At 42.1% G+C, this 20,747-nt stretch carries 25 protein-coding genes; 7 read left to right on the top strand and 18 right to left on the bottom strand.

Annotation, left to right across the window (positions count from 1 at the left end; translation table 11 throughout):
- Position 1: 1 nt before the first annotated feature.
- The 17 genes from MA_RS05665 to MA_RS28060 form a co-directional block, all read right to left on the bottom strand.
- Positions 2-154 (bottom strand): 30S ribosomal protein S14, encoded by a 153-nt coding sequence (locus tag MA_RS05665; protein WP_011021115.1) that lies wholly within the window; start codon positions 152-154, stop codon positions 2-4.
- Positions 155-652: a 50S ribosomal protein L5 gene (locus tag MA_RS05660; protein WP_011021114.1), complete on the bottom strand. Its 498-nt coding sequence runs from the start codon at positions 650-652 to the stop codon at positions 155-157.
- 4 nt (positions 653-656) lie between these two features.
- Positions 657-1,364 (bottom strand): 30S ribosomal protein S4e, encoded by a 708-nt coding sequence (locus MA_RS05655; RefSeq protein WP_011021113.1) that lies wholly within the window; start codon positions 1,362-1,364, stop codon positions 657-659.
- 13 nt (positions 1,365-1,377) lie between these two features.
- Positions 1,378-1,728 carry a 50S ribosomal protein L24 gene (gene rplX, locus MA_RS05650; protein WP_048065039.1) on the bottom strand — a complete coding sequence of 117 codons (351 nt, stop codon included), beginning with the start codon at positions 1,726-1,728 and terminating at the stop codon, positions 1,378-1,380.
- Positions 1,729-1,738: 10 nt separating this feature from the next.
- Positions 1,739-2,137, bottom strand: a complete 399-nt coding sequence (gene rpl14p / locus MA_RS05645) for a 50S ribosomal protein L14 (RefSeq protein WP_011021111.1) — start codon at positions 2,135-2,137, stop codon at positions 1,739-1,741.
- Entirely contained in the window at positions 2,134-2,463 is a 330-nt protein-coding gene (locus MA_RS05640) for a 30S ribosomal protein S17 (RefSeq protein ID WP_011021110.1), read from the bottom strand. The genes rpl14p and MA_RS05640 overlap by 4 nt, the downstream gene beginning before the upstream one ends.
- Before the next feature lie 4 nt (positions 2,464-2,467).
- Positions 2,468-2,800: a ribonuclease P protein component 1 gene (gene rnp1, locus MA_RS05635; protein WP_011021109.1), complete on the bottom strand. Its 333-nt coding sequence runs from the start codon at positions 2,798-2,800 to the stop codon at positions 2,468-2,470.
- Positions 2,790-2,993, bottom strand: a complete 204-nt coding sequence (gene rpmC, locus MA_RS05630) for a 50S ribosomal protein L29 (RefSeq protein WP_011021108.1) — start codon at positions 2,991-2,993, stop codon at positions 2,790-2,792. The genes rnp1 and rpmC overlap by 11 nt, the downstream gene beginning before the upstream one ends.
- A complete protein-coding gene (locus MA_RS05625) occupies positions 2,993-3,949 on the bottom strand; it encodes a 30S ribosomal protein S3 (RefSeq protein ID WP_011021107.1) in 957 nt (318 codons plus the stop codon). The genes rpmC and MA_RS05625 overlap by 1 nt, the downstream gene beginning before the upstream one ends.
- Positions 3,950-4,405, bottom strand: coding sequence for a 50S ribosomal protein L22 (locus MA_RS05620; RefSeq protein WP_011021106.1), 456 nt, complete (start codon positions 4,403-4,405; stop codon positions 3,950-3,952).
- Positions 4,406-4,416: 11 nt separating this feature from the next.
- Complete coding sequence (locus MA_RS05615) at positions 4,417-4,827, bottom strand: 30S ribosomal protein S19 (RefSeq protein WP_011021105.1); 411 nt, start codon at positions 4,825-4,827, stop codon at positions 4,417-4,419.
- Between the two features lie 15 nt (positions 4,828-4,842).
- On the bottom strand, positions 4,843-5,559 hold the full coding sequence (locus tag MA_RS05610; RefSeq protein ID WP_011021104.1) for a 50S ribosomal protein L2: 717 nt from the start codon (positions 5,557-5,559) through the stop codon (positions 4,843-4,845).
- Positions 5,560-5,569: 10 nt separating this feature from the next.
- Positions 5,570-5,818: a 50S ribosomal protein L23 gene (locus MA_RS05605; RefSeq protein ID WP_011021103.1), complete on the bottom strand. Its 249-nt coding sequence runs from the start codon at positions 5,816-5,818 to the stop codon at positions 5,570-5,572.
- Positions 5,815-6,576 (bottom strand): 50S ribosomal protein L4, encoded by a 762-nt coding sequence (gene rpl4p, locus MA_RS05600; RefSeq protein ID WP_011021102.1) that lies wholly within the window; start codon positions 6,574-6,576, stop codon positions 5,815-5,817. Before rpl4p ends, MA_RS05605 begins: the two co-directional genes overlap by 4 nt.
- A 6-nt stretch (positions 6,577-6,582) precedes the next feature.
- Positions 6,583-7,596 (bottom strand): 50S ribosomal protein L3, encoded by a 1,014-nt coding sequence (gene rpl3p / locus MA_RS05595; protein ID WP_011021101.1) that lies wholly within the window; start codon positions 7,594-7,596, stop codon positions 6,583-6,585.
- Between the two features lie 981 nt (positions 7,597-8,577).
- Positions 8,578-8,871, bottom strand: coding sequence for a hypothetical protein (locus MA_RS05585; RefSeq protein ID WP_011021100.1), 294 nt, complete (start codon positions 8,869-8,871; stop codon positions 8,578-8,580).
- Between the two features lie 4 nt (positions 8,872-8,875).
- Positions 8,876-9,031: a hypothetical protein gene (locus tag MA_RS28060; protein WP_162829676.1), complete on the bottom strand. Its 156-nt coding sequence runs from the start codon at positions 9,029-9,031 to the stop codon at positions 8,876-8,878.
- Between the two features lie 1,254 nt (positions 9,032-10,285).
- Here MA_RS28060 and MA_RS05580 point away from each other — a divergent pair.
- The gene (locus tag MA_RS05580; RefSeq protein WP_011021099.1) at positions 10,286-10,807 is read left to right on the top strand and encodes a VanZ family protein; all 522 of its coding nucleotides are present in this window, start codon (positions 10,286-10,288) and stop codon (positions 10,805-10,807) included.
- A 557-nt stretch (positions 10,808-11,364) separates the two neighbouring features.
- Here MA_RS05580 and MA_RS05575 read toward each other — a convergent pair.
- On the bottom strand, positions 11,365-11,997 hold the full coding sequence (locus MA_RS05575) for a CPBP family intramembrane glutamic endopeptidase (RefSeq protein WP_157860106.1): 633 nt from the start codon (positions 11,995-11,997) through the stop codon (positions 11,365-11,367).
- 1,351 nt (positions 11,998-13,348) lie between these two features.
- On the opposite strand from MA_RS05575, the gene MA_RS05570 reads away from it, so the two are divergent.
- The 6 genes from MA_RS05570 (at position 13,349) to MA_RS05540 (ending at position 20,746) form a co-directional block, all read left to right on the top strand.
- Positions 13,349-14,881, top strand: coding sequence for a glycosyltransferase family 2 protein (locus tag MA_RS05570; protein WP_157860105.1), 1,533 nt, complete (start codon positions 13,349-13,351; stop codon positions 14,879-14,881).
- 103 nt (positions 14,882-14,984) lie between these two features.
- Positions 14,985-16,709, top strand: a complete 1,725-nt coding sequence (locus MA_RS28160; protein ID WP_011021096.1) for a polysaccharide deacetylase family protein — start codon at positions 14,985-14,987, stop codon at positions 16,707-16,709.
- Positions 16,710-16,821: 112 nt separating this feature from the next.
- The gene (locus tag MA_RS05555; RefSeq protein ID WP_011021095.1) at positions 16,822-17,598 is read left to right on the top strand and encodes a hypothetical protein; all 777 of its coding nucleotides are present in this window, start codon (positions 16,822-16,824) and stop codon (positions 17,596-17,598) included.
- Positions 17,595-18,284: a class I SAM-dependent methyltransferase gene (locus MA_RS05550; RefSeq protein WP_011021094.1), complete on the top strand. Its 690-nt coding sequence runs from the start codon at positions 17,595-17,597 to the stop codon at positions 18,282-18,284. The genes MA_RS05555 and MA_RS05550 overlap by 4 nt, the downstream gene beginning before the upstream one ends.
- A 56-nt stretch (positions 18,285-18,340) precedes the next feature.
- Positions 18,341-19,381 carry a DUF354 domain-containing protein gene (locus tag MA_RS05545; protein ID WP_011021093.1) on the top strand — a complete coding sequence of 347 codons (1,041 nt, stop codon included), beginning with the start codon at positions 18,341-18,343 and terminating at the stop codon, positions 19,379-19,381.
- Between the two features lie 27 nt (positions 19,382-19,408).
- Positions 19,409-20,746: a phenylacetate--CoA ligase family protein gene (locus MA_RS05540; RefSeq protein WP_011021092.1), complete on the top strand. Its 1,338-nt coding sequence runs from the start codon at positions 19,409-19,411 to the stop codon at positions 20,744-20,746.
- Position 20,747 lies beyond the last annotated feature (1 nt).

The following is a 20,747-nucleotide window of genomic DNA, read 5'->3' as shown; positions in this document are numbered from 1 at the left end:
CTTACGAATACTTCTCAAAGCCCATCTCGTGGGCAATCTCCCTGAAACAGTGCCTGCAGAGGTAAATGTCGTACTTGCGGACAAGGCCCTGTTTTCTTCCGCACCGCTTGCATTCGTTTACTCCTCTACCGGACTTTTTTATTGTCTCTGTCATTTACATGACCTCCACGCCATAACTTTCATTAAGGAAGGCGATCGCATCGTCCACCGTGACCCTATGGCCGGCCGGGATCTTTCGGGCTGCAATTCTCCTCTTGCAGATCCTTTCTCCCGGGCGCTTGAGTACCACGGTTACGTCCATTCCGAAAACCCCTATGTTAGGGTCATATCTCATACCCGGGAAGTCGGTGTGTTCTTCAATGCCGAAAGAGACGTTTCCGAAGGAATCGAACTGGGACCTGTTCAGGGTCTTTTCGACAATCCCGAGAGCGGTTTCAAGGAACTCCTGGGCTTTCTGGCCCCTGAGGGTTACCTTACAGCCTATGGGTTCGTTCTTTTTGATCGAGAAAGCGGGAAGGGTTCTTTTGGCAAAGCACCTTACGACTTCCTGCCCGGTGATATTCCGGAGAATGTCTTCGGCATTTACCAGATGCTGGCCACTTTCTCCGACACCCATGTGGACAATTACCTTTTCAACAATCGGGGTGCGCATAGGATTATTCACTTATCTCACCGCCAAGCCTTATTTCGGGTTTGTCCTCGCCGATAACGATTACGTAGTCTTCGATTGTTTCGAAATCGGTTTCTCCGGAAATCATTACTGTGTTGTGCCTGGAACTTTTAACTTCCCTGATCTCCATAATCTTTCCGGTTTCGCCCGAGTGCTGACCGCCTACAACCATTGCAAGGTTGCCGACCTCAAACTTCAGGTGTTTTACTACCTGCTTGTCAGGAATGGAAAGAATCAGGGAGTCCTTTGTCCCGTATTCATTGGATCCGATGATGTTGGTTCCGTCGTTGAGGTTAAGCTGGAATTTTCCTCCCTTGACGGTTGTCTTGTTGTTGATCCTGCACAGCTTGTTTACATTGGTTTCGTTGAGCTTGTGGAGGGTCAGACGTCCCTTTTCATCCTGGAGCATCCTGTATGCTTCATTTACGAGGGGGAGTGTAATTACATCAAAGAGCCCTACAGGGAACCTGAGGTCTTTTCTGGGAATCCCGTCAACAAGGACTTTTCCTTCGGAGAGGATCCTTTTACCTTCCCTGCTGTTGTCAACAAGCTTGAGAATGTCCCGGATGATAATTCCGAGCGGAAGACTGCGTGCCTGGCTGTGAGGCCCCGGGCGGGTAGTGGAGATCCACTTGTTACCTTTTTTCCCGACCTTCCAGCTCTTTGGGACTGATAATCTTTTCTGGTGTGTCACAAAATCACCTGCCTCACTTCTTAATGCTTGACGCTCTGCGCCCGTCCTTCATTTCCAGTTTTGTGATCATAACATTGGAAGGGTTTAAGGGCCTCGGGACTTCGGTGCCGTCCACCTTTGTGGAAATGACTCCGTCCACTGTGATCGTGCCGTCCATAAGGGATACGGACTGGACTTTTCCTTCGGTGCCCTTGAAGTCTCCGCGCATGACCTTTACTGTGTCGCCAGTGATAACTGCAGCGCTTCTTGTGCCGTACTCCTTGGTAAGCGCCTCACTGAGTCTTGCACCCATGAATTTCTGCCTGATATGGAGAGGTGCGGCGTATCTTGCCTTTCTCTGCTTTCTGGGCTGTTTGGATACCATTGCAATCACCTCAGACAATAATGGATGCGGTTGTCCCGATCTTCGGGAACCTTTCCGCCACTTCCCTGGCAACAGGGCCTTTTATGTCCGTGCCTTTCGGAATTCCTTCTTCGTCCGTAATTACCATTGCATTGTCTTCAAATGAGACATGCAGGCCGTCAGGACGGCGGAACTCCTGCTTCTGGCGAACCACAACTGCAAGGAGAACCTGTTTCCTCATTTCGGGTGTACCTTTCTTTACGGACACAACGCACATGTCCCCAATTCCTGCGCAGGGCATTCTGTTCTTGACACCCCTGTACTTCTTGACAGAGATAATCTCAACCACTTTTGCCCCGGTGTTGTCCACGCAGGCGATCTGGGCACCTGCATTGAGGGCTCTCGGGATGTTTGAGCGCATACCTTTCATTTGGGCACCTCTGCTTTGACGACAACGTAGGATTTGGTCTTGCTTATAGGTCTGCATTCCGCAATCGTGACAATGTCACCGACTTTTGCGGAGATGCAGGCCGGATTATGTGCATGAATCTTCGAGCGTCTCTTTTCATATCTCTGATATTTCGACACCATTTTCATGTATTGCCTTTCGATGACTACCGTATTGTCCATTTTGCTGCTGACCACGGTACCCACAAGGATCTGTCCTCTTACCGGGAGTGTTCCGTGGAAGGGACAGTATGCATCGTCACATTCCTCTGATGGCGCCGGTATATTTAATCCAATATCTCTTGCCATGAATTTAGCCCCATTTACGTAGCTTTTTAATGTTCTTGATCCGATTTTCGGGTTGTGAGAGCAGCAGGTTTCCCTGAATTTTAACGAATGTATCGGATCTGCGGCCTTTTTCTGAGAGCTCGGCAGGGATCCGGAAAAGAAATTCCGAATCCGCCTTGGGAATCTTCAGTTCCCGGGACTGAGAGTTTTCCACAACAAGCATATTTTTCGTCTCGTTGATTACTCTGCCCCGGATTCCTGTTAATGATGGATTAGTGGAGTTAATCACCTTGATTTCGAGCCCTATCAGTTCATGAAAGATAAGATTCGAAGGCAGAATTTCCACTTTAGATCTCATTTAGCTCATGCTGAATTGTCTTTATCCGGGCAATCGTTCTCCTGATTTCTCCGATCCTGCCAGGGTTTTCCGGAGCTCCGCCCGCAGAGGTAAGAGCTCTTTCCCTGACCAGTTCGTTATTCAGGTTTTCGAGTTCATCAGCCCGTTCTTCAATCGTCATGGTCCGGATTTCGCTGGTCCTGAGAATTGCCATTATTCCTTAGCCTCCTTGTGGACCCTTGCCATGGGATGCCAGTAATCATAGCTCCCATGCTTGTGCTGCCAGACGCCGTTGACCTGCCTGCGGACTTCATCCGAGCCTTCGACATAGACAAGTTCGGCTCCTTCAATTTCTTCGGATGTTTCAGCCTGGACTTCCTCTGCTTCTTCGGGTTCTGCAACTTCAGCTTCCTCTACGGGTGCCGGTGCAGGAGCTTCAGGAGCAGGTGCAGGAGCTTCAGGAGCAGGTGCAGGAGCTCGGGCTTTTGCTGCTTCCTTTTTGGGAGCGGCGGCTTTCTCAGCTGGTTTTTCTGCAGGCTTTTCTGCAGGCTTTTCTGCAGGTTCTTCAACTTCGACGGATTCCCTGACTTTGTAGGAGTCGGGCAGGACAACGCCAGGCTGAATGATCCTGACTTTGCAGCCAAGGGTTCCGAGCTTTTTGACTGCTACTGCAAACCCTTCGTCCACGACTTCTTCTACAGGGTTTCCGGAGTGCTTTATGTACCCGTCAACGAATTTCTCGACCCTGGACCTTGCTCCGGTAAGCTTTCCGGAGATTACGACTTCACAACCAAGGGCGCCTGCGTTCATGACTGCTCTGAGGGTGTTGTGTCCGGCTTTCCTGAAGTACCAGCCTCTCTCAATGGAAGCTGCAAGCCTGGATGCCATCATCTGGGCGTTAAGTTCAGGCCTCTTGACTTCCTGAGCGTCAATCTGCGGGTTTTCGAGGCTGTATTTGTTTGCAACGTCACGGGTAAGTTTTCTAATGACCTTCCCGGCTTTCCCGATTACCATTCCCGGTTTTTCGGAGTAGATAACAATCTGGGTGCCCATGGGGGTCCTGTTTAACTCCATGCCGCCGTATCCAGCCCTGCTGAGCTGTTCTGCAAAATACTCGTCCATGGAAGCTTTGACGTACCCGTCATTGACGAATTTTTTCTCTATTGCCATTTAGCGCACCTCGGAGAGAATCATCTCGATATTTACAGTTTCAGTATCTTTGGGCGTTGCTCTTCCCCTGGCCCTCGGCATGAACCCATGAATCACTCTTCCGCGCTGGATGGCGGCGTGGATGATGTACATGTTTGCAGGTTCAAGACCTTTATATTCGGCATTGCTCTCTGCGTTTTTAAGGACCTTTAAGATCTCTTTTGAGGCGCTGATGGGATATTTTCCTGCAGCCATGGGCCCTTTCCTGTGGCCGCTACCGTCATGGTGTTTCTTGAAGGGGACTGCCTGCTTCATGGCAATTACGTCTTCAAGGAACTTCCTGGCTTCGGAAGCCTTCATGCCCTTAATCTTGCAGCAAACCTCACGGGACTTCTTAGGGGAAATGTGAAGTTCGGAACCCATTGCCTTAGAGGTAGTTTCAGGGTCTCCGTTGATTGAGTAATTGATTCTTGCCATTCCCTTTCACCTCATTTCAGCGGTACGAACTTGCTTGAACGGGTTGCTCCCACCCCGGCACTGCCGTGTGAAACTCTTGATCTTGTGGGTGCAAATTCTCCGAAACGGTGCCCGACCATTTCAGGCTGGAGATCCACACTTACAAAGCCTTTTCCGTTGTGGATTTCGATAGTTTTTCCGATCATTTCGGGAAGGATGATCATGTCCCGGTGGTGGGTCCTGATCTTTTTTCCTTCCTTGAACTCATGCAGGACTTTCTTCTGGCCGTCGGTGAACCCGCGCTTGAGGCTCCTGCGTTCTCTTGAAGGCAGAAGTTCTGCAAACTCTTCAAGGCTCAGTTCCTGAAGTTCTGAGACGGTCTTCCCGCGGTAGGTATACTCACCCTTTCTCTTTGGTAACCTTGATGATGATTTTTTTGCCATAACGAATACACCTCATCAGCGCTTCATTCCGGTCCTTCTTGCTGCAATCAGTCCGACCTTTCTTCCGGGAGGGGCGTTTCTGCTAACTGTGGTTGGCTTACCCGGGTGTTTCCAGGCACCGCCACCGAACGGGTGGTCACGCGGGTTCATAGCAACAGCTGAAACCCTCGGATACTTTGCAGCCCTTGTTTTCATTTTGTGATACTTTTTCCCGGCTTTAAGCCACGGCCTGTCCACTCTGCCACTGCCGGCAACAATCCCGACGACTGCCCTGCACTTGGGGTTGAGCCATTTTATGTTCCCCGAAGGCATGGACACTGCAGTCCTGGTCGCTTCGTGGGTTACAACGGTTGCGTATACTCCGGAGGAACGGACAAATTTGCCGCCGTCGTTTGGCTTTGATTCAACATTGCAGATGAAGAAACCTTCGGGTACATTTCCGATAGGTACAATGTTTCCGGGTTTTACTTCAGCATCGTCTCCACACTCGATAATGTTTCCTACGGCAATGCCTTCGGAAGCAAGAAGGAAAAGTTCTTCCCCGTTTTCAAAGGCGACTTTTGCGATAGGAGCTGAACGAGCAGGGTCGTGCTCGATGCCTACGACTTCTCCCCGAAGGGAGCTGTTTTCATCGACACGTGGGTGCCTCAGGTCTGCCTTGTACTTGTGAGAAGGAGCTCTGTAGGTCGGAGTGCCTCGACCCCTATTCTGTGATATTAGTCTTTTACCCATGGATCACACCTCACATAAGTCCTATTCGGGTTGCAATCTCATGTGCCGCTTCAGGCTCTTCAAAGGCAAGGACTGCTTTTTTCATACCCTTCATTGTGGTCATGGTCCGCACGGATTTTACTTTGAACCCGTACATCTTCTCAACATCCTCTAAGATCTGCTTTTTGTTTGATCTGGTATCAACGATAAACTGGAGCTTGTTTTCATCAAGCAGCATCATCGCTTTTTCAGTAACAAACGGATAATTGATAGAACTCATTGGAACGCGCCCTCCAGTTTTCCAATTGCAGACTCCGTCCAGACAGTAAGGCGACCTGCGTGAGTGCCAGGTGCGAGCAGTTCGGCATTCAGTGAGTCCACTGTTACGACGTCTACTCCGGAAAGGTTTCTTGCCGCTTTCAGGATAGGAGTGTTTTCTCCTGCAACGATCAGGACGCTCTTTTTGTGCTTGTATTTCCTGCCTCTGAGCTTTCCGCGGCCTGCCCGGATGTGCCTCCCGTATTTTGCCCTGAGTACGTCTTCATAGAGCCCAGCAGCTTCGAGAAACTCGATTACCTGCTTTGTCCGCTCGAGACTTTCAAGGTCGTTTACTGCGACAATGGGAAGTTCGGCTTCAAAAATGTGCCCTCTCAGGCTTACAAGGGTAGGGTCTGTTGTTGCTGCGATTGCAGAGCGGATTGCATAGCGGCGCTCTTTTGTGTTGACCTTCTCGCTCCTGTCGGCTTCCGGTTTTGGCGGGTGAGCTCTCCTTCCGCCCTTAGCATGCGGGACTCTTGCAGCCCTGCTGCTGTTTACGAGCCTCGGGACATGGGACACTCCCCTTCCGGAACCCCAGCCTCTTGCCGATGTCTCCATGCCTGAGTAGAGGCGGGGACCGTAGGGCTGAAGCCTGTTTGCCTGGGCTGCGAGCACTGCCTTTTTAATCAGGTCAGGGCGGTAGTCTGCATCAAACACTGCAGGGAGCTCGACTTCCCCGACAGCTTTTCCTGTAAGGTCTATGGTTTTTGCTGTAGCCATCTTAGATCACCCCTGCTTGGATTCCCTGCTTATGTACAGGATGTTGGGTTCGCCAAGGTCGGCTTTCTTTGCCCTGATCGGGTCTCTGAGCCTTATAAGCCTCTTGGAAGGACCGGGGACGCTGCCTTTTATAAGGATGTAGTCACCACGGACAAGCCCATAGTTAATGAACCCGCCTTCCGGAGTGACTTCTTCCCCATCGGACCCGATCTTAAGGATGCGCTTGTTAAACTCAGTCCTCTGGTGATATCCCATCTGACCCATCTGCGGAACTCTCCAGGAGACCCTGGAAGGATTGAAAGCCCCAAGGGTACCGACCTGTCTAAGGCTGCCCTGCCTGGAGTGCTTGCCTTTCATAAGCTGAATACCCCAGCGCTTTACAGGACCCTGGGTGCCTTTACCTATGGTAATTGCTGCGGTGTCAACAAGAGTTCCGTTCTTGAAAACATCGGTGACACTTACCAGAGTGCCGAGGATTGTCTTTGAGTATTCGAATTTGGTACCGAGGTCTCTTGCACTGATCCCGGATTCCATGATGTCCGGTACCTTTTTGGGGACACCGGTAAGGCTCTTTGGCAGGGTGTAGATAACTGCCCTGACGTCGCTTACTCTGCCTTCTTCGATCAGTTTTCCGATATTTTCAAGAGCTTCAGCCTGGTTCCCTGCTGCCGGAATGGGGATCCTGCGTTTGAGTTCAGGATCAAGGTCTGCTGCCCATACCTCAGCGATTGCCTTTTCCCCGGTGCTGTCTTCTGCGTAAGCCCGGATGGCTGCGACCCTTATTGCAGGAGTTTCGATTACAGTCACAGGTACGGAGATTTCCATACCCTGGGTAAGGCTGTTCTTAGTATCATCAACCATGATCACGTGGGTCATACCCACCTTATAACCTGCAAAACTCTGCAGCTTTGGCTCACCTGTCGCTTCCGGCCAGGCTCTGAACCTTGGAATGTGGCTCTTAGCCCTCTTGCGCGGACTGAATGCAAGGGAACCTCGTTTTGGTCGGTGTATGCTTGCCATATTTCTACTCCGTAAACTTCAATTGAAATACCAGCCCCTCCGGTCGGGACAAAACGAGTGACAGAAAAGAAATGCTCTGGATTCCCCGAACGCTACCAGGTGGGGGGAGGGATGTCCATTTCAGACCTGCCGGCTTAAAAGCCTCGAGCAGACCGGAGCCCTGTGCTCCCGGTACCCTACATTCCTTCAGGCATCTGCAGATATTCGGTTCCTTCCGTTCCTGCCTCTGCAGGAAAGCTCTGATTGAAGGACCGACCTTACGATCCTGGCAGACCCAAATCCAGGCACCTTGCCCTGATTTGAAACATATAGCAATCTGATTTTGAAACTTCAGTATTCAGTAACCTGATTTCTAATTCAGTTAACCTGACTTGAACCTTCAGTATTCAGCAACTACAACCGCAACTCATCGAAAACCTGGAACAGTTTCGTGCGATTTCAGGCACCTTCAGGCGCCAAAAGCGGGCGTTTCAAAGCATTGGCCCTTTGACACTCATGTTGATCCGACTTTTCTCACTGGTTTATATTCAATGCAGGAAATTCAACCGTAAAAACGGTAGAAAGCCCATACTTCCGGAGATTTCCGGGAGTTTAGCATTAAGCATCACATTGATCTGATAAAGAGTTCCAGACACCTTATGCCTGAAACCTCACATCTCTGATGTACTTTGCCTTTAAATAGCACATCTAATATATAAAGCCTTTGCAGGGGGAGAAGTAAAATGAGGAAGAAGAATCAATTGCAGGGGAGAAAAAAGTCAGTAAATTAAAAAGTTGAAGGCTTCGAGGGTTATACAGATTAACATGCCGTTCCGAGCTGGCCGGTTAATAAGCCGTTGTGAAGCATCTTAATTACACCGCATGAAGCATCTTCACATATTGTGAAGCCCCTATATAATACATTCAGGACAACAAACCAGACAGCAAGCCGTCAGCAGCAGCGATTTATCAGCAGCGTCTGCAAGTTATAGCTCCCGGGAGTTAGTTCGGAAAACGGAGCCCTGTAAAAAAGAAGCAAAAAAGTTTTCGGATGGAAAAGAACCTGAAAAAGCTCAGGGCTCTGCCTGGTTCGGCAGAAACATTTTTTACGATTTTAGGGACCCTCCTGCCCCTGAAGTTTATCTCGCCTGCAAGCTCCACGCCCGATGTTCTCTTAACCAATTTGGCAGAGTTGCTATCAAGGCCGGCGATGATCGCCCTTCCGGCTACCATTTCAACCCGCCCTCCGACTTCCAGAACCACTTTAAGAATTCCCTGGATCTGAAACGAAAGCACTAACTTATACAGACATAAAAGAAGAAATATCCTCTCCCTTCATCCTTTCCTGAGAGATTAAAAGACATTCGAGAGTACAGTAAACTGCCTTTTCTTCCACCTCTTTCAGGACTATGAGCTCACTTCCGCAAATCGGGCAGATTTTTTTTACATATTCCATTAAATATCACCAACCTGTTTTAGTATCCAGTTTCCAGGATGTGTTCTGGCATACAGAACCATCCGTCCCTCTGCAATCGTAAGGGTCATTTTCGAATCATTCCCCCAGAGAGAACATTAAAAAGTTCCGGATCGACAATTCCCATATCATTGATCTCCTAACAATTAACAAAAATTGATTAAAAGAATAAGACCTCAACTTATAAGAAACTTTGTAAAAAAAATAATATGTATTTTAAAATATCTCTATGAATATATTACCCAAGCATACACAAAACTTTGCCTGGTAACAGTAGCAATGGGAAAAAACCACATAAATAAAAGAAGAGACCGGGAGTTAAAAATAAAAAAAACTAAAAAATAAATAAATCATACTGTTTACGATGAAACAGAATGAATTTATACAGACATGAAGGAGGAAGCTTTCTCTCTCTTTATCTTCCCCTGAGATGCTGAAAGGCATTCAAGCGTACAATAAATTGCCTTTTCCTCAAATTTTTTCAGGACTGTAAACTCGCGCCCACAAATAGGGCATATTTTTCTTACATACTCCAGAATATCACCCACTTGTTTTAACTTCCATTTTCGATAACGTTTTTTAAAAGGCAGCAGCCACGTATTTTATTCCACGAAAAGAAATTAAAGGCGTAGCGGAGCATTGTTAAATAAATATATTAATTAAGTAGGATATTATGCTGCCAGAACACTAACTCCCCAGAATTTTGCTCAAACCCACCTATCTAATCGTAAATACGATTGTAAATAGCTAGATATCAGATGAGTAAATAACTTTAGGAAACATAGTTTCTGAAGATAGACACTTGAGAAGTGAAGAAGTTTTGCAGGGTTTTAAAAGGAAAAAAATTAGTTAATAAAGAAAAAAAAGTTTGAAAATTTTAAGGAAAAGAAGAGTTGTGGGGGGAATTACAGCCCTTCTTTCTTACGTCCGATGATGAAAAGAAGCCCTAGTATACCTGCCATAGAAGCGGCAATGGTTGGGAATTCAGGTACATTTGCTGTTACATATACTTCAACTGTTTTAGAACTTAAGCGCATAAGTCAGCATCAGACGACGTCCATGCGCTTAAAAATGCAGAACTAAGGTTATAAGGCTCTTCGATGTTTTGAGTGGGTAACTATCAAATTCAAGCTTGATGTTTCCCTGTTTTTCCTGATTACTTTCTAACTGAGTAATTATTTTCAACCCATACGAAACAGCGAAGAGCCGGTTATAATTACCACATTATATTCAATTATGGTTTTTTACCTCTCAGTCAGCGCCGGAATAGGGTACCTCAAAAATCTCCTGAAAATGGACATGGGATATCCGATCAGAAATGCTCTCCTTGCGAATGATCTGTCTTCTGTAGTAGACTTTTTTACTTGCCTCGCTTCATACAGTTCAGAACGCATCCATAGACCTTGGGCATGTGGAGATATACTTCGGACTCGGAGTTTTACTATACTTCGTTTTTTAAGCTCAAAAAACTCGGCACTTGTAAAATATTCGGCAATTGGTGCAGTATTCATTGGGACTGCTTACGGCATATTGAACGAAATATTCCAGACTTTTCTGCCGTACCGTGATCCGAGTGTAGCAGATGCGATCTCAAACCTCATCAGGCTCGTACTTGCACATATCTGTGTTATCTTTTTTGTACTTACTCTGAGAGCAATTATAGATAAGAAAAAAGAACTGAAGGATCGGCGGACTAAAAAAATTGAGAAAAAAGGAAAGGCTGAAACCTTCCTGATTCAAAAAAAAGGAAAGATTTAGCTTTCCTCTACCTTCTGCCTTCCCATCTCAAAAGCCCTGACATTAATCTCAATTGTCTTCTGCGGCACAAGAGCCTTCACACTCTCAAGCAGAGCCTTTTTCGGGATGGGCAGGTAACCCCGAAACTACCCCGACCATTGCCACGTTTATTGCAAGCCTGCTCCCGGCTTCATAAGCCACTTGCTGAATTACAAAGCATTAAAAACACGATAAATGATTATCCAGATAAATAACAATAACAATGGAAAAATCCCCATATTGAAAGAACTTTCTGTAAACTCTTCCCAGAAACTTGATCCTGAAAGGACATACTTGATACTAAGAAGTAAACTCAATCCGACCATAGAGAAAATACAGTAATCTGGGAGACTGCACACCATATTCGTAAAAACTGTACTTGATAGTGTAGTATTGATTATGCTTGTAAACATACGAAGTCAACTCTTATAAAATTGAACATTTATGCTATTCGAAGCTTGGTACTTAACAATTTTGTATATTATCCAGAGAATTAAATATTAAAACTTGATGTTTTTTCCAAAAATGTTGACTCACATTCAGAAAAAGCCAAACCCATAACCCATAAGAGGTAGAATTCCAAACGAAAATACGTTTATAAAGCCGTGTGTCAGTGCAATGAAAGGAAGGCTTCTTGTCTTATAAAACAAATATCCAATTATAAATCCTGCAAAGGAAGCGTATAAGATCTCATATGAAGTCCCATAACCGGAGTTCATGAATCCAAAAACCAGGCTTGAAAGAACCAGACCACTTCGTGTCCCAAATATTTCCTCAAGTCTTGTCTGGAGGATTGATCTGAATATTAATTCTTCAATAATTCCGACAAATAAAACCATTACAACTATAAGTTTTAAGATATTTATAAAAGAAAGATCAGGAATAAGTGAGGTTGTCTGGATGAGAAGAGATTCACCGTACCCGAGGACGAAACCGATAAGAATAGAGATTGGGAGATAATAGCCTACATTTTTGAAATTGAGTCCTAGTTGTTCATATGTAAACTGTTGACGAATCACAACAATGGTTAAAGGAATTAGTATAGGACTGTAAACGAACACAAAGAAGAGAAGAGGGCTTTCCGGGAAGAACGGCACTGAAAAATTCGTAAGGCGGAGAATAGGAAATAACAGTAAAACCTGGCAGATGTTGCGGATTTCCTGCTCTTTCACAAATATTGAGATTGAAGATAGAGCTACCAGTAGAACTGCATACAGCAAGAGAGCAGTTTGAGTATGTTCAGAATAGATTAAAGATTCGGGTAGAGCGATAAGAAGAAGGAGAAAATATGCAAGGGTTTCCTTACCCTGATGCTTTGAGTTTTTCTGTCGTACTTCTGGATTTCCTGCTAATTTCCAGAAAATTCTTGTTTGTTTGTCGAAATATGTCATACTTATTTCTCCGTATTTGCTCAGCCTCTCATATATTTATCCAGATGTAAGAATCGCGATAGGAGAGATTTTCTTAATAGAAATAAAGCGGGATCTTAGGTCCCACTTTTTACTTCAAACGAAGGCAACTTAAGATGGTACTCTCCAAATCTGATTAATAAGCACGAATGTATTGATTGATGCTATAAAGATTATTATGGTTTAGAGATTGTAAGAAATTTTTGAATCCAGAGATTAATTCGCCAGGAATATAAATATTCTCTGAAAACGTTATCCATGAAACAATCACAAGTATAACCTATAAAGAGTATACATATAAAAATAATAGTTCAAAACATTCAAATATAATAGTTCAAAACATTCTTTTTTGATCAAAGATTTTTATAATTACTTGGAAACTTTTATTTCAGTCTTAGAACAGTCATTAGAAAATAACCAGGTGGATTACAATGATTAAATAAGGATTCAAATTTCCTTATATTATATGTACATGAAAATGACACTAACTTTTTAATATAGTATAATTAAAAAAATATATAATGTCTTGATATAGGTCCGGATTTTTCATAAAATAATCATGCTCCTCCTCTTTCTTTTTTGGATTACATTTTAAATAGAATCTTCCCTTATTTCTTAGGAGGAATACATTTCTTAAAAAAAATAGTTATGGGAGCCTCTCTTCTAAAATTATTGCTCTCACATCGAACTTTTACGGTTAATTGAATAAATTAAAGAAGAATTGGACAGAGATTATAAACAACTACGGAAATACTAATTATATATTTAATAGGATATCCCATTTATTAATACAATTTTCAGTAAATAGTTGTAAAAATACATCATTTAAAAAAGATTCCAGTTTAATAGATATTTATCCTTTATGAAATAAAGGAATATCCAAAGCTATTTATATTGATATGTTCAATTTGCAAATCAATCTTACAAACAATGGAATGTTAGGAAGAAATAAGAATTCTTTGCTATTATTTAGCATGTATTACATTATAAAATGATTTGTAGTTGGTGTACTACAATTTAGATACAGTTATTCCGAATTTAGTTGGTGGGTTAATCTTTTCCGATTCAAGAAAACTAAAATGAAAGATAGTATTTCGGCTGTGGGTGTATGAATATGTATAAGGAGGGTTTATCGGAGATTACAGTTATTCTTCCTGCTTTTAACCAAGAATTGGAAATAGGGACAGTCGTGCTTATCGCTAAGCGTTATGCAGAACGGATAATCGTTGTAAATAACTGCAGTTCAGATCAATGTTCAGAAGTGGCCGAAGCTGCAGGAGCTGAAGTAATTCAGGGTTTTTCAGGCACAAACAAAAATTTATCACTGAGAAAAGGTGTTGAAGCTGCAAAAGGTGCCGATATTCTGGTCACAATGGATATGGATGTTTGTAGAGATCCAAGATTAATCCCGGAAATGATTAAGCCTATTAGAGAAGGAAACTTTGACCTTACGGTAGGAACGTGTATTGGCAGGCATAAAAGGAATCACGAGAGCGTTCATTTGATAAAAAATAAAAAGACCGAAGAAAGACCAGTTGGGTTTCTGGCAATCTCAAAAGCCTGCCTCGAGGAACTTGATCTTTCTGATGTATATCTTAACTCAATTCGTTCTATTATGTCCATATGTGAAAGAAAAAAAATAAATGCCTATCACATAGACCTGCAGGAAGAGCACGAAAAAAATCTCTTTAAAGCCTACAAGATCGGAGTTGTGGTTCCGGCTTATAACGAAGAACTTTTGATCCAGGAAACAATTGAAGGAATCCCGGATTACATAGATAAGATCTATGTCATAAACGATAGTAGTTCCGACCGAACAGGAGAGATCATTGACAGAATGACCGATCCAAGACTAGTGCCAATACACCACAAAGTCAACAAAGGTGTCGGAGCAGCCATAATAAATGGGTATAAGTATGCTCTGGCTGATGAAATGGATATGGTTGCGGTTATGGCGGGAGACAACCAGATGGACCCCTCTCAACTACCCCGGTTACTCTTTCCTATTATTGAGGGAAAAGCCGATTATACTAAAGGCAACCGCCTTCTTTCAAAAGAAATGAGGAAAGGAATGAGCACCTGGCGAGCCTTCGGAAACGGGCTCCTAACTCTAATCACAAAAGTAGGAAGCGGATATTGGCATATTACCGACCCTCAAAACGGTTATACAGTAATATCCAGAGAAGCACTTGAAGATATTGATCTGGATTCAGTTTATACTTACTATGGTTACTGCAACGATCTTCTTATAAAACTCAACGCCCTTGGACTGCAAACAATAGATGTAGCCATGCCTGCACGTTATGGAAGAGAAAAGTCAACCATCAAATATAGTGCCTACATAATAAAAGTTGCCCCCATGATTTTTAGAGGTTTTTTGTGGAGATTGAAGATGAAGTACATGATTCTCGATTTCCATCCCCTTGTACTATTTTATATTCTCAGCATGGTGCTTGTGCCAGTAGGATTTTTGTTTGGGCTATGGATTTTTTTACAAAAAATAGTTTTACATGGATCTGTTTCGGCAAATTACCCACTTTTGGATGTGTTTATTTCGCTCATGGGTATGCAATTACTTCTTTTTGCCATGTTCTTTGACATGCAAGTTAATAAGACGACATCGCTGAATTATGCAAAACCAAACTGATTAATTGGGTGAAGTATGCCTTCAACCGGGAATAAAAATTTTCATAGAAAAGTAGAGGCTTAATGTCTCGCATACATTCCCCTAAAATTTACGGTGATCCCTGATGTTTATTAGTAGTGAGACTCGTGATTTTACCAGCCATAAATTCCTTAGGCTCTGTGAAGCAATATCGAGTAATTACCCCACAATAACGATGGCCGAATATATGGAGAAAGAGCATCCAGAATGTTTTGTATTGATGCGCCACGATATTGACAGGATGCCGGAACGTGCCCTGGTTACTGCCCGAATAGAACATGAACTTGGAATAAAGTCAACATATTATTTCAGGACTGTAAAAAATGTATTCAAACCTGAAATCATAAAGCAGATAAAAAGTATGGGTCATGAGATCGGTTATCATTACGAAACCTTAAGTGAGGCAAAGGGAGATCACAAAAAAGCACTTGCCCTCTTTCAATCAAATCTGGAAAAGTTGAGAGAAATGTGTGAGATAAAAACGATCTGCATGCATGGAAAACCTCTCTCAAAACATGACAATCGCGAGCTCTGGAAAAATTATGATTTCAGGGATTTCGGTGTAACCGGCGAAGCCTACCTATCCGTAAAAGACGACCTCAACTATTTCTCAGATACCGGAAGAACATGGGGTCATAGAAATAGTATAAGAGACTGTATTCCCGGAAAAACCGAACGGGTTTTTGCCGAAACAACTGATGAACTTATTGAGCTCATAGAGAAAAGAGAATTAAATAATTTTTATATTTTAGTGCATCCTGAAAGATGGCCTTCAAGTTTACTCGGATGGGGTTTATATTACTCTACAGATACGTCAGTTAATCTTGGGAAGAAAATCTTGATAAAATGGCGTGAAAAAAACAGAAATTTCCGGGTTATAAGTAAAAACAAGATGTTAAGTAAAAACAAGATGTCAATTACGGTTGACGTTGAAGACTGGTATCATATTCCATCGGTCTGCGGGTCCAGTTTTTCCGTATATAAAGATGTGAACGAATTTTTTAAAAAATGGAATGACAGGTATGATTACCTGAGTGAACCGACAAGAAAAACACTGGACCTTCTTGATGAGTTCAATATCACTGCGACATTCTTTATTGTTGCAGATGTTGTAAAACGTTATCCTGGACTTATCGAATCCATTTCTGAGAAAGGGCATGAGATTGCATGTCACGGAGCGGATCATAGATGTGTGGTCGATACGAAAACAAAAGAGCCTCTTATCGATGTTGAAGAATTTGAAGTAACGACCCTGAATGCAAAAAAATTACTTGAAAGGACATCCGGTCAGGAAGTTATCGGATATAGAGCACCAAACGGAGCAGTTACAGGATGGATGCTTGACTCTCTAGAAAAAATCGGTTTTAAGTACGATTCATCGGTATCGGTGAATTCACTGTATAATAAATCGGATTCTTCTTTAAGACATGTTTCTTCCTTTCCCTATTATCCGGCCCCGGGAAGCCTCGAACCTTCCTCCGAAAAGAGAAATTTTGTTGAATTTCCCTGGGCTTACTATGATATAGGTATTAAGATTCCTACATATGGCGGGCCTACTCTGAGGTTTTTAGGTTCTCATTTGAAATTCAGAGGACTGAAGCAAAGTTTGAACAGAGGCGATACAATCTTTTATTTTCACCCTATTGACATTTCCCGGGAAAAATTTCCATCTATCGGAAACAGGAGGCCTTTCTACTGGACTATAAAAGGAAAGATCGTTGAAGAGAGGCTTCGTTACGTGTTTAAAGAGATTGAAAATATCAATAAAGTTCCGTTAAAAAATCAAGCAAGAAGTTATTTTGAAATTTGAATAAAAATTAGAATGTTAAATAAAATTATAATGTCAAATAAAAATTGCGCCCGCTGCTTATCGATAGGACAATTGGATCGGAGAGCCAGATAATTGGGAATGGTGAATTTGAATGCTAAACTTTCATAATCTGGATTTTACACATGATAAATATCGTCAGCTTTGTTCTGCCATATCTGATAGGTACACATTCCTCACCATGCACGAATACGTGATAGCAGGCGACAATCTTCCTGAGAAATTTGTATTAATTCGTCACGATGTTGATAAACTGGCAAGGAATGCGCTCGAAACAGCAAATATAGAAAAAGAGTACGGCATAAAGGCTACTTACTATTTCAGAACCCATAAGAAAGCATTTGTTCCCGAAATCATACAGAAAATTGAGAAAATGGGACATGAGGTAGGATATCACTATGAGGTACTGAGCACTGCAAAAGGAGACCATGAAAAAGCCATAAAATTATTTGAAAGCGATGTGCAGAAGTTCCGAAAAATTTGCAACCTCAAAACTATCTGTATGCACGGAGCGGTACTGTCAAAGTATGACAACCGGGAACTATGGAAATTCTACAATTTAGAAGATTTCGGGATTCTTGGAGAAGCTTATTTATCTACAGGAGAGGACCTCAACTATTTTACAGATACTGGGAGGAGCTGGAATTCAAAAAATAATCTCAGAGACTTCATTCCAGGTAAAAAGGAACGGATTTTTGCCGAAAAAACGGATGACCTTATCGAATTAATCGAGAAATGTGAGATCAGCAATTTCTATATCTCCGCACATCCGGACCGCTGGAAGTCAAATATAGTCAATTGGAGTTTGTTCTGGATATATGATTTTATACTTAATTCGGGAAAAAAGATTTTGATGGCTGTGAGACCGTGAAATTCATTGACGGAATTATTCACAAACTGGTCTTAAGCAGGGGATTCAGATACTATCCGGAAGACAGATACTTCATAAAGCAGATTTTGAAATTTTCTGAAAATAAAAATACTAAGGTTCTTGACGTTGGGTGTGGAAACGGACATTACTCTTTTTTGTTTGAAGCTTGTGGAGCAGAAGTAACTGCTTTTGATTATGATAAAGCCCTGATTAAAAAAGCAAATGAGAGAAAAAAAGAATTGAACTCAAAAGTCGAGTTTCTGGTTGCTGACGGCAGGTATCCTGAAAAATATTTTACTGATAAATTCGGGATTATATTTCTTTCCGGATTTGCACTATTTGGCATTAAACAAGACAGCGAACTGATGGAAAAATACCTACTGCTACTTGACAACGGAGGTAAACTGGTTTTTGTGCACAGCTCCAACCTGACAGGAGATATCAGAAAAACGCGCTGGAGAAATCATAAGATAGAAGAGTTAAAGCTATTTTTTGAAGATCTTGACTGTATAGTTGAAGAGGTGTATTTTTATGACAGGCAGTTTATTATAAAAATGTTTCATTCTTTGGTATTTAACAAATTTTCAACAAAAATACACATTTTGATATCAAAATTAACAAAACTGCCCTGCTCTTTAGTCTTCATTGTAAAGAAACATGGTCAAAATGCGGAGTCATGCATTTAAACCAGGCATTCAAACCAGGCATTTAAATTAGAGAAAAAAATCGTAGTGGTGAGGAAATGAGAATACTCTTCAATATAGGTCATCCTGCTCAGGTCCATTTGTTTAAGAATTTACTCTGGAATCTGAAAGAAAAAGGGCATATTTGTAAAATTACAGCTGTTGATAAGGAAGTTTCATTGAATTTGCTGGATGCTTATGGATTTGAATACGATGTAGTAGGGAATGCAAAATTCACATCCTTTACTAAAGCAACTGAAATGATAAAAATAGAATATATATTGTACAGGATTGCTAAATCATTTAAACCCGATATCCTGGTTGGCGGCGTTGGGAATGTATATCTTTCACATCTTGGGAAATTGATTGGAAAAACTTCTATTATATTTGATGACACCGAACATTCAAAAGTTGAACATTTTTTGATGGATCCTTTTGCAACTGTTATCTGTACGCCATCAAGTTACAGGACTGATCTGGGTGAGAAGCAAATACGGTATAGTGGAAATCATGAACTTGCCTATCTCCATCCTGATTATTTCACACCCAATCCAGAAGTTATAAAAGAACTTGGGATCAAAGAAAACGATACTTTTATTATTTTGCGATTTGTCTCCTGGGGCGCAATTCACGATGTTGGACATGCCGGTTTAACTTTAGAGGATAAAAGAAATGCCGTAAGAGAATTTGAAAAATATGGACGTGTCCTTATAAGTTCAGAAAAACCTCTTCAGAAAGAGTTTGAGAAATATCGGATAAATGTTTCACCGGAAAAGATGCACGATCTGTTATATTATGCAACATTACTGTACGGAGACAGTGCAACAATGGCTTCAGAATGTGCAGTTCTGGGCACACATGCAATATTCTGTGATTATGCAGGTAGAGGATATACAGACGAAGAAGAAAAGAGATATGGATTAGTATACAACTTTTATAATGAAGGCTCGATGGGCAAAGACTCTTTAGCAACGGCACTGCAACTATTGAATAATCCGCTTCTAAAAAAAGAAGGTAGACAAAAAAGAGAAAAATTACTCGTAGAAAAAATAGACGTGACGAAATTTATGACGGAGACTGTAGAAAAATACGGAAAATAGATAATTGATTCATCAAGCTAACTGCTTATGGAAGAAAACATGTTTCATAAATCTTTATTCATATTCGCCCATCAATTAGGAGAGCGGGGATTTTATCCAACATATAAAAATTTAGTAGCCACTCAGTGGAAACCTTACTCTGAACAGAAAAAAGCTCAGGAAAAACAACTGAAGCATCTGCTCAACTTTTCTTATAAAAATGTGCCCTACTACCATAAATTATTTAATAAACTCAAGCTGGATCCCGGCGAGATCAGGACACTCGAAGATCTTGAAAAGCTTCCCATCCTGAATAAAGCAATAATCAAAGAGAACTTTGAAGATTTCAAACCACTTAACCTGAACTCGATGAAATACTACATAAATTCAACAGGAGGGTCAACGGGCAACCCCCTTCATTTCAGACTTTTAAAATATGATAGATTTTTCAATGGTGCCTCTCTCTATCGCGGGTGGGGATATGCGGGATATGAATTAGGAGATAAGATGGTATTTTTGGCAGGTTCCTCCCTGGACGTTGGCTCCAGCTCCTTTATTGTCCAGAAAGCTCATGGAATCACAAGAAATCTTCGGAAACTGTCTTCTTATGACATGAGTAATGAAGATATGCAGCAATATATAAAAACAATTAACTCCTTCAAACCCCAATTCATAAGAGGCTATGCTTCTTCGTTAAATTTTTTCTCAAAATATCTTGATAATAATGAAATTGATATTATTACTCCTCAGGCAGTTTTCACCGCTGCAGAAAAATTAATTCCCCATATGCGGAAAAACATTGAAAACGTATTCAGATGTGATGTATTTGATGGATATGGATTGAATGATGGCGGTTTGGGGGCTTATGAGTGCCAAGAGCATAATGGCCTTCACATTGACACTGAGCGGAGCATCCTGGAAATTGTGGATGATGAGGGTTTTCAATTAGAAAACGGATCTGGAAGAATAATTGCAACAAGTCTTCATAACTATGCAATGCCCTTTATCAGATATGATACCGGCGATATGGGGCATATTGTAAGTGATGATTGTGGATGCGGCCGTGGTTCCAGATTATTAAAGGAAGTCATGGGAAGACAACAGGAAATTTTGCAAACCCCGGAAGGAAAATTTATTTACGGGGGTTTATTTTCACGCATTTTCTGGGAAATTGATGGAGTCAAAGAATTCCAGATAATACAAAAAAAGTTGAATTTAATAACCATAAAAATGGTTTTAGAAGAGAATTTTGATGAGAATCAACTGGATATTATTAGAAAGATAATTAAAAGTAAATCTGAGCAATGGGAAATAGAATTCCTCTATGTAGACGAAATCGAAAGGACCAAAGCTGGAAAATACAAATTTATATTGAGTGAGTTATAAA

The sequence above is a fragment of the Methanosarcina acetivorans C2A genome, from assembly GCF_000007345.1.
Taxonomy (GTDB): domain Archaea; phylum Halobacteriota; class Methanosarcinia; order Methanosarcinales; family Methanosarcinaceae; genus Methanosarcina; species Methanosarcina acetivorans.
The sequence above is the reverse complement of the archived record's forward strand: the minus strand, read 5'-3'. Positions and strand labels throughout refer to the sequence as shown.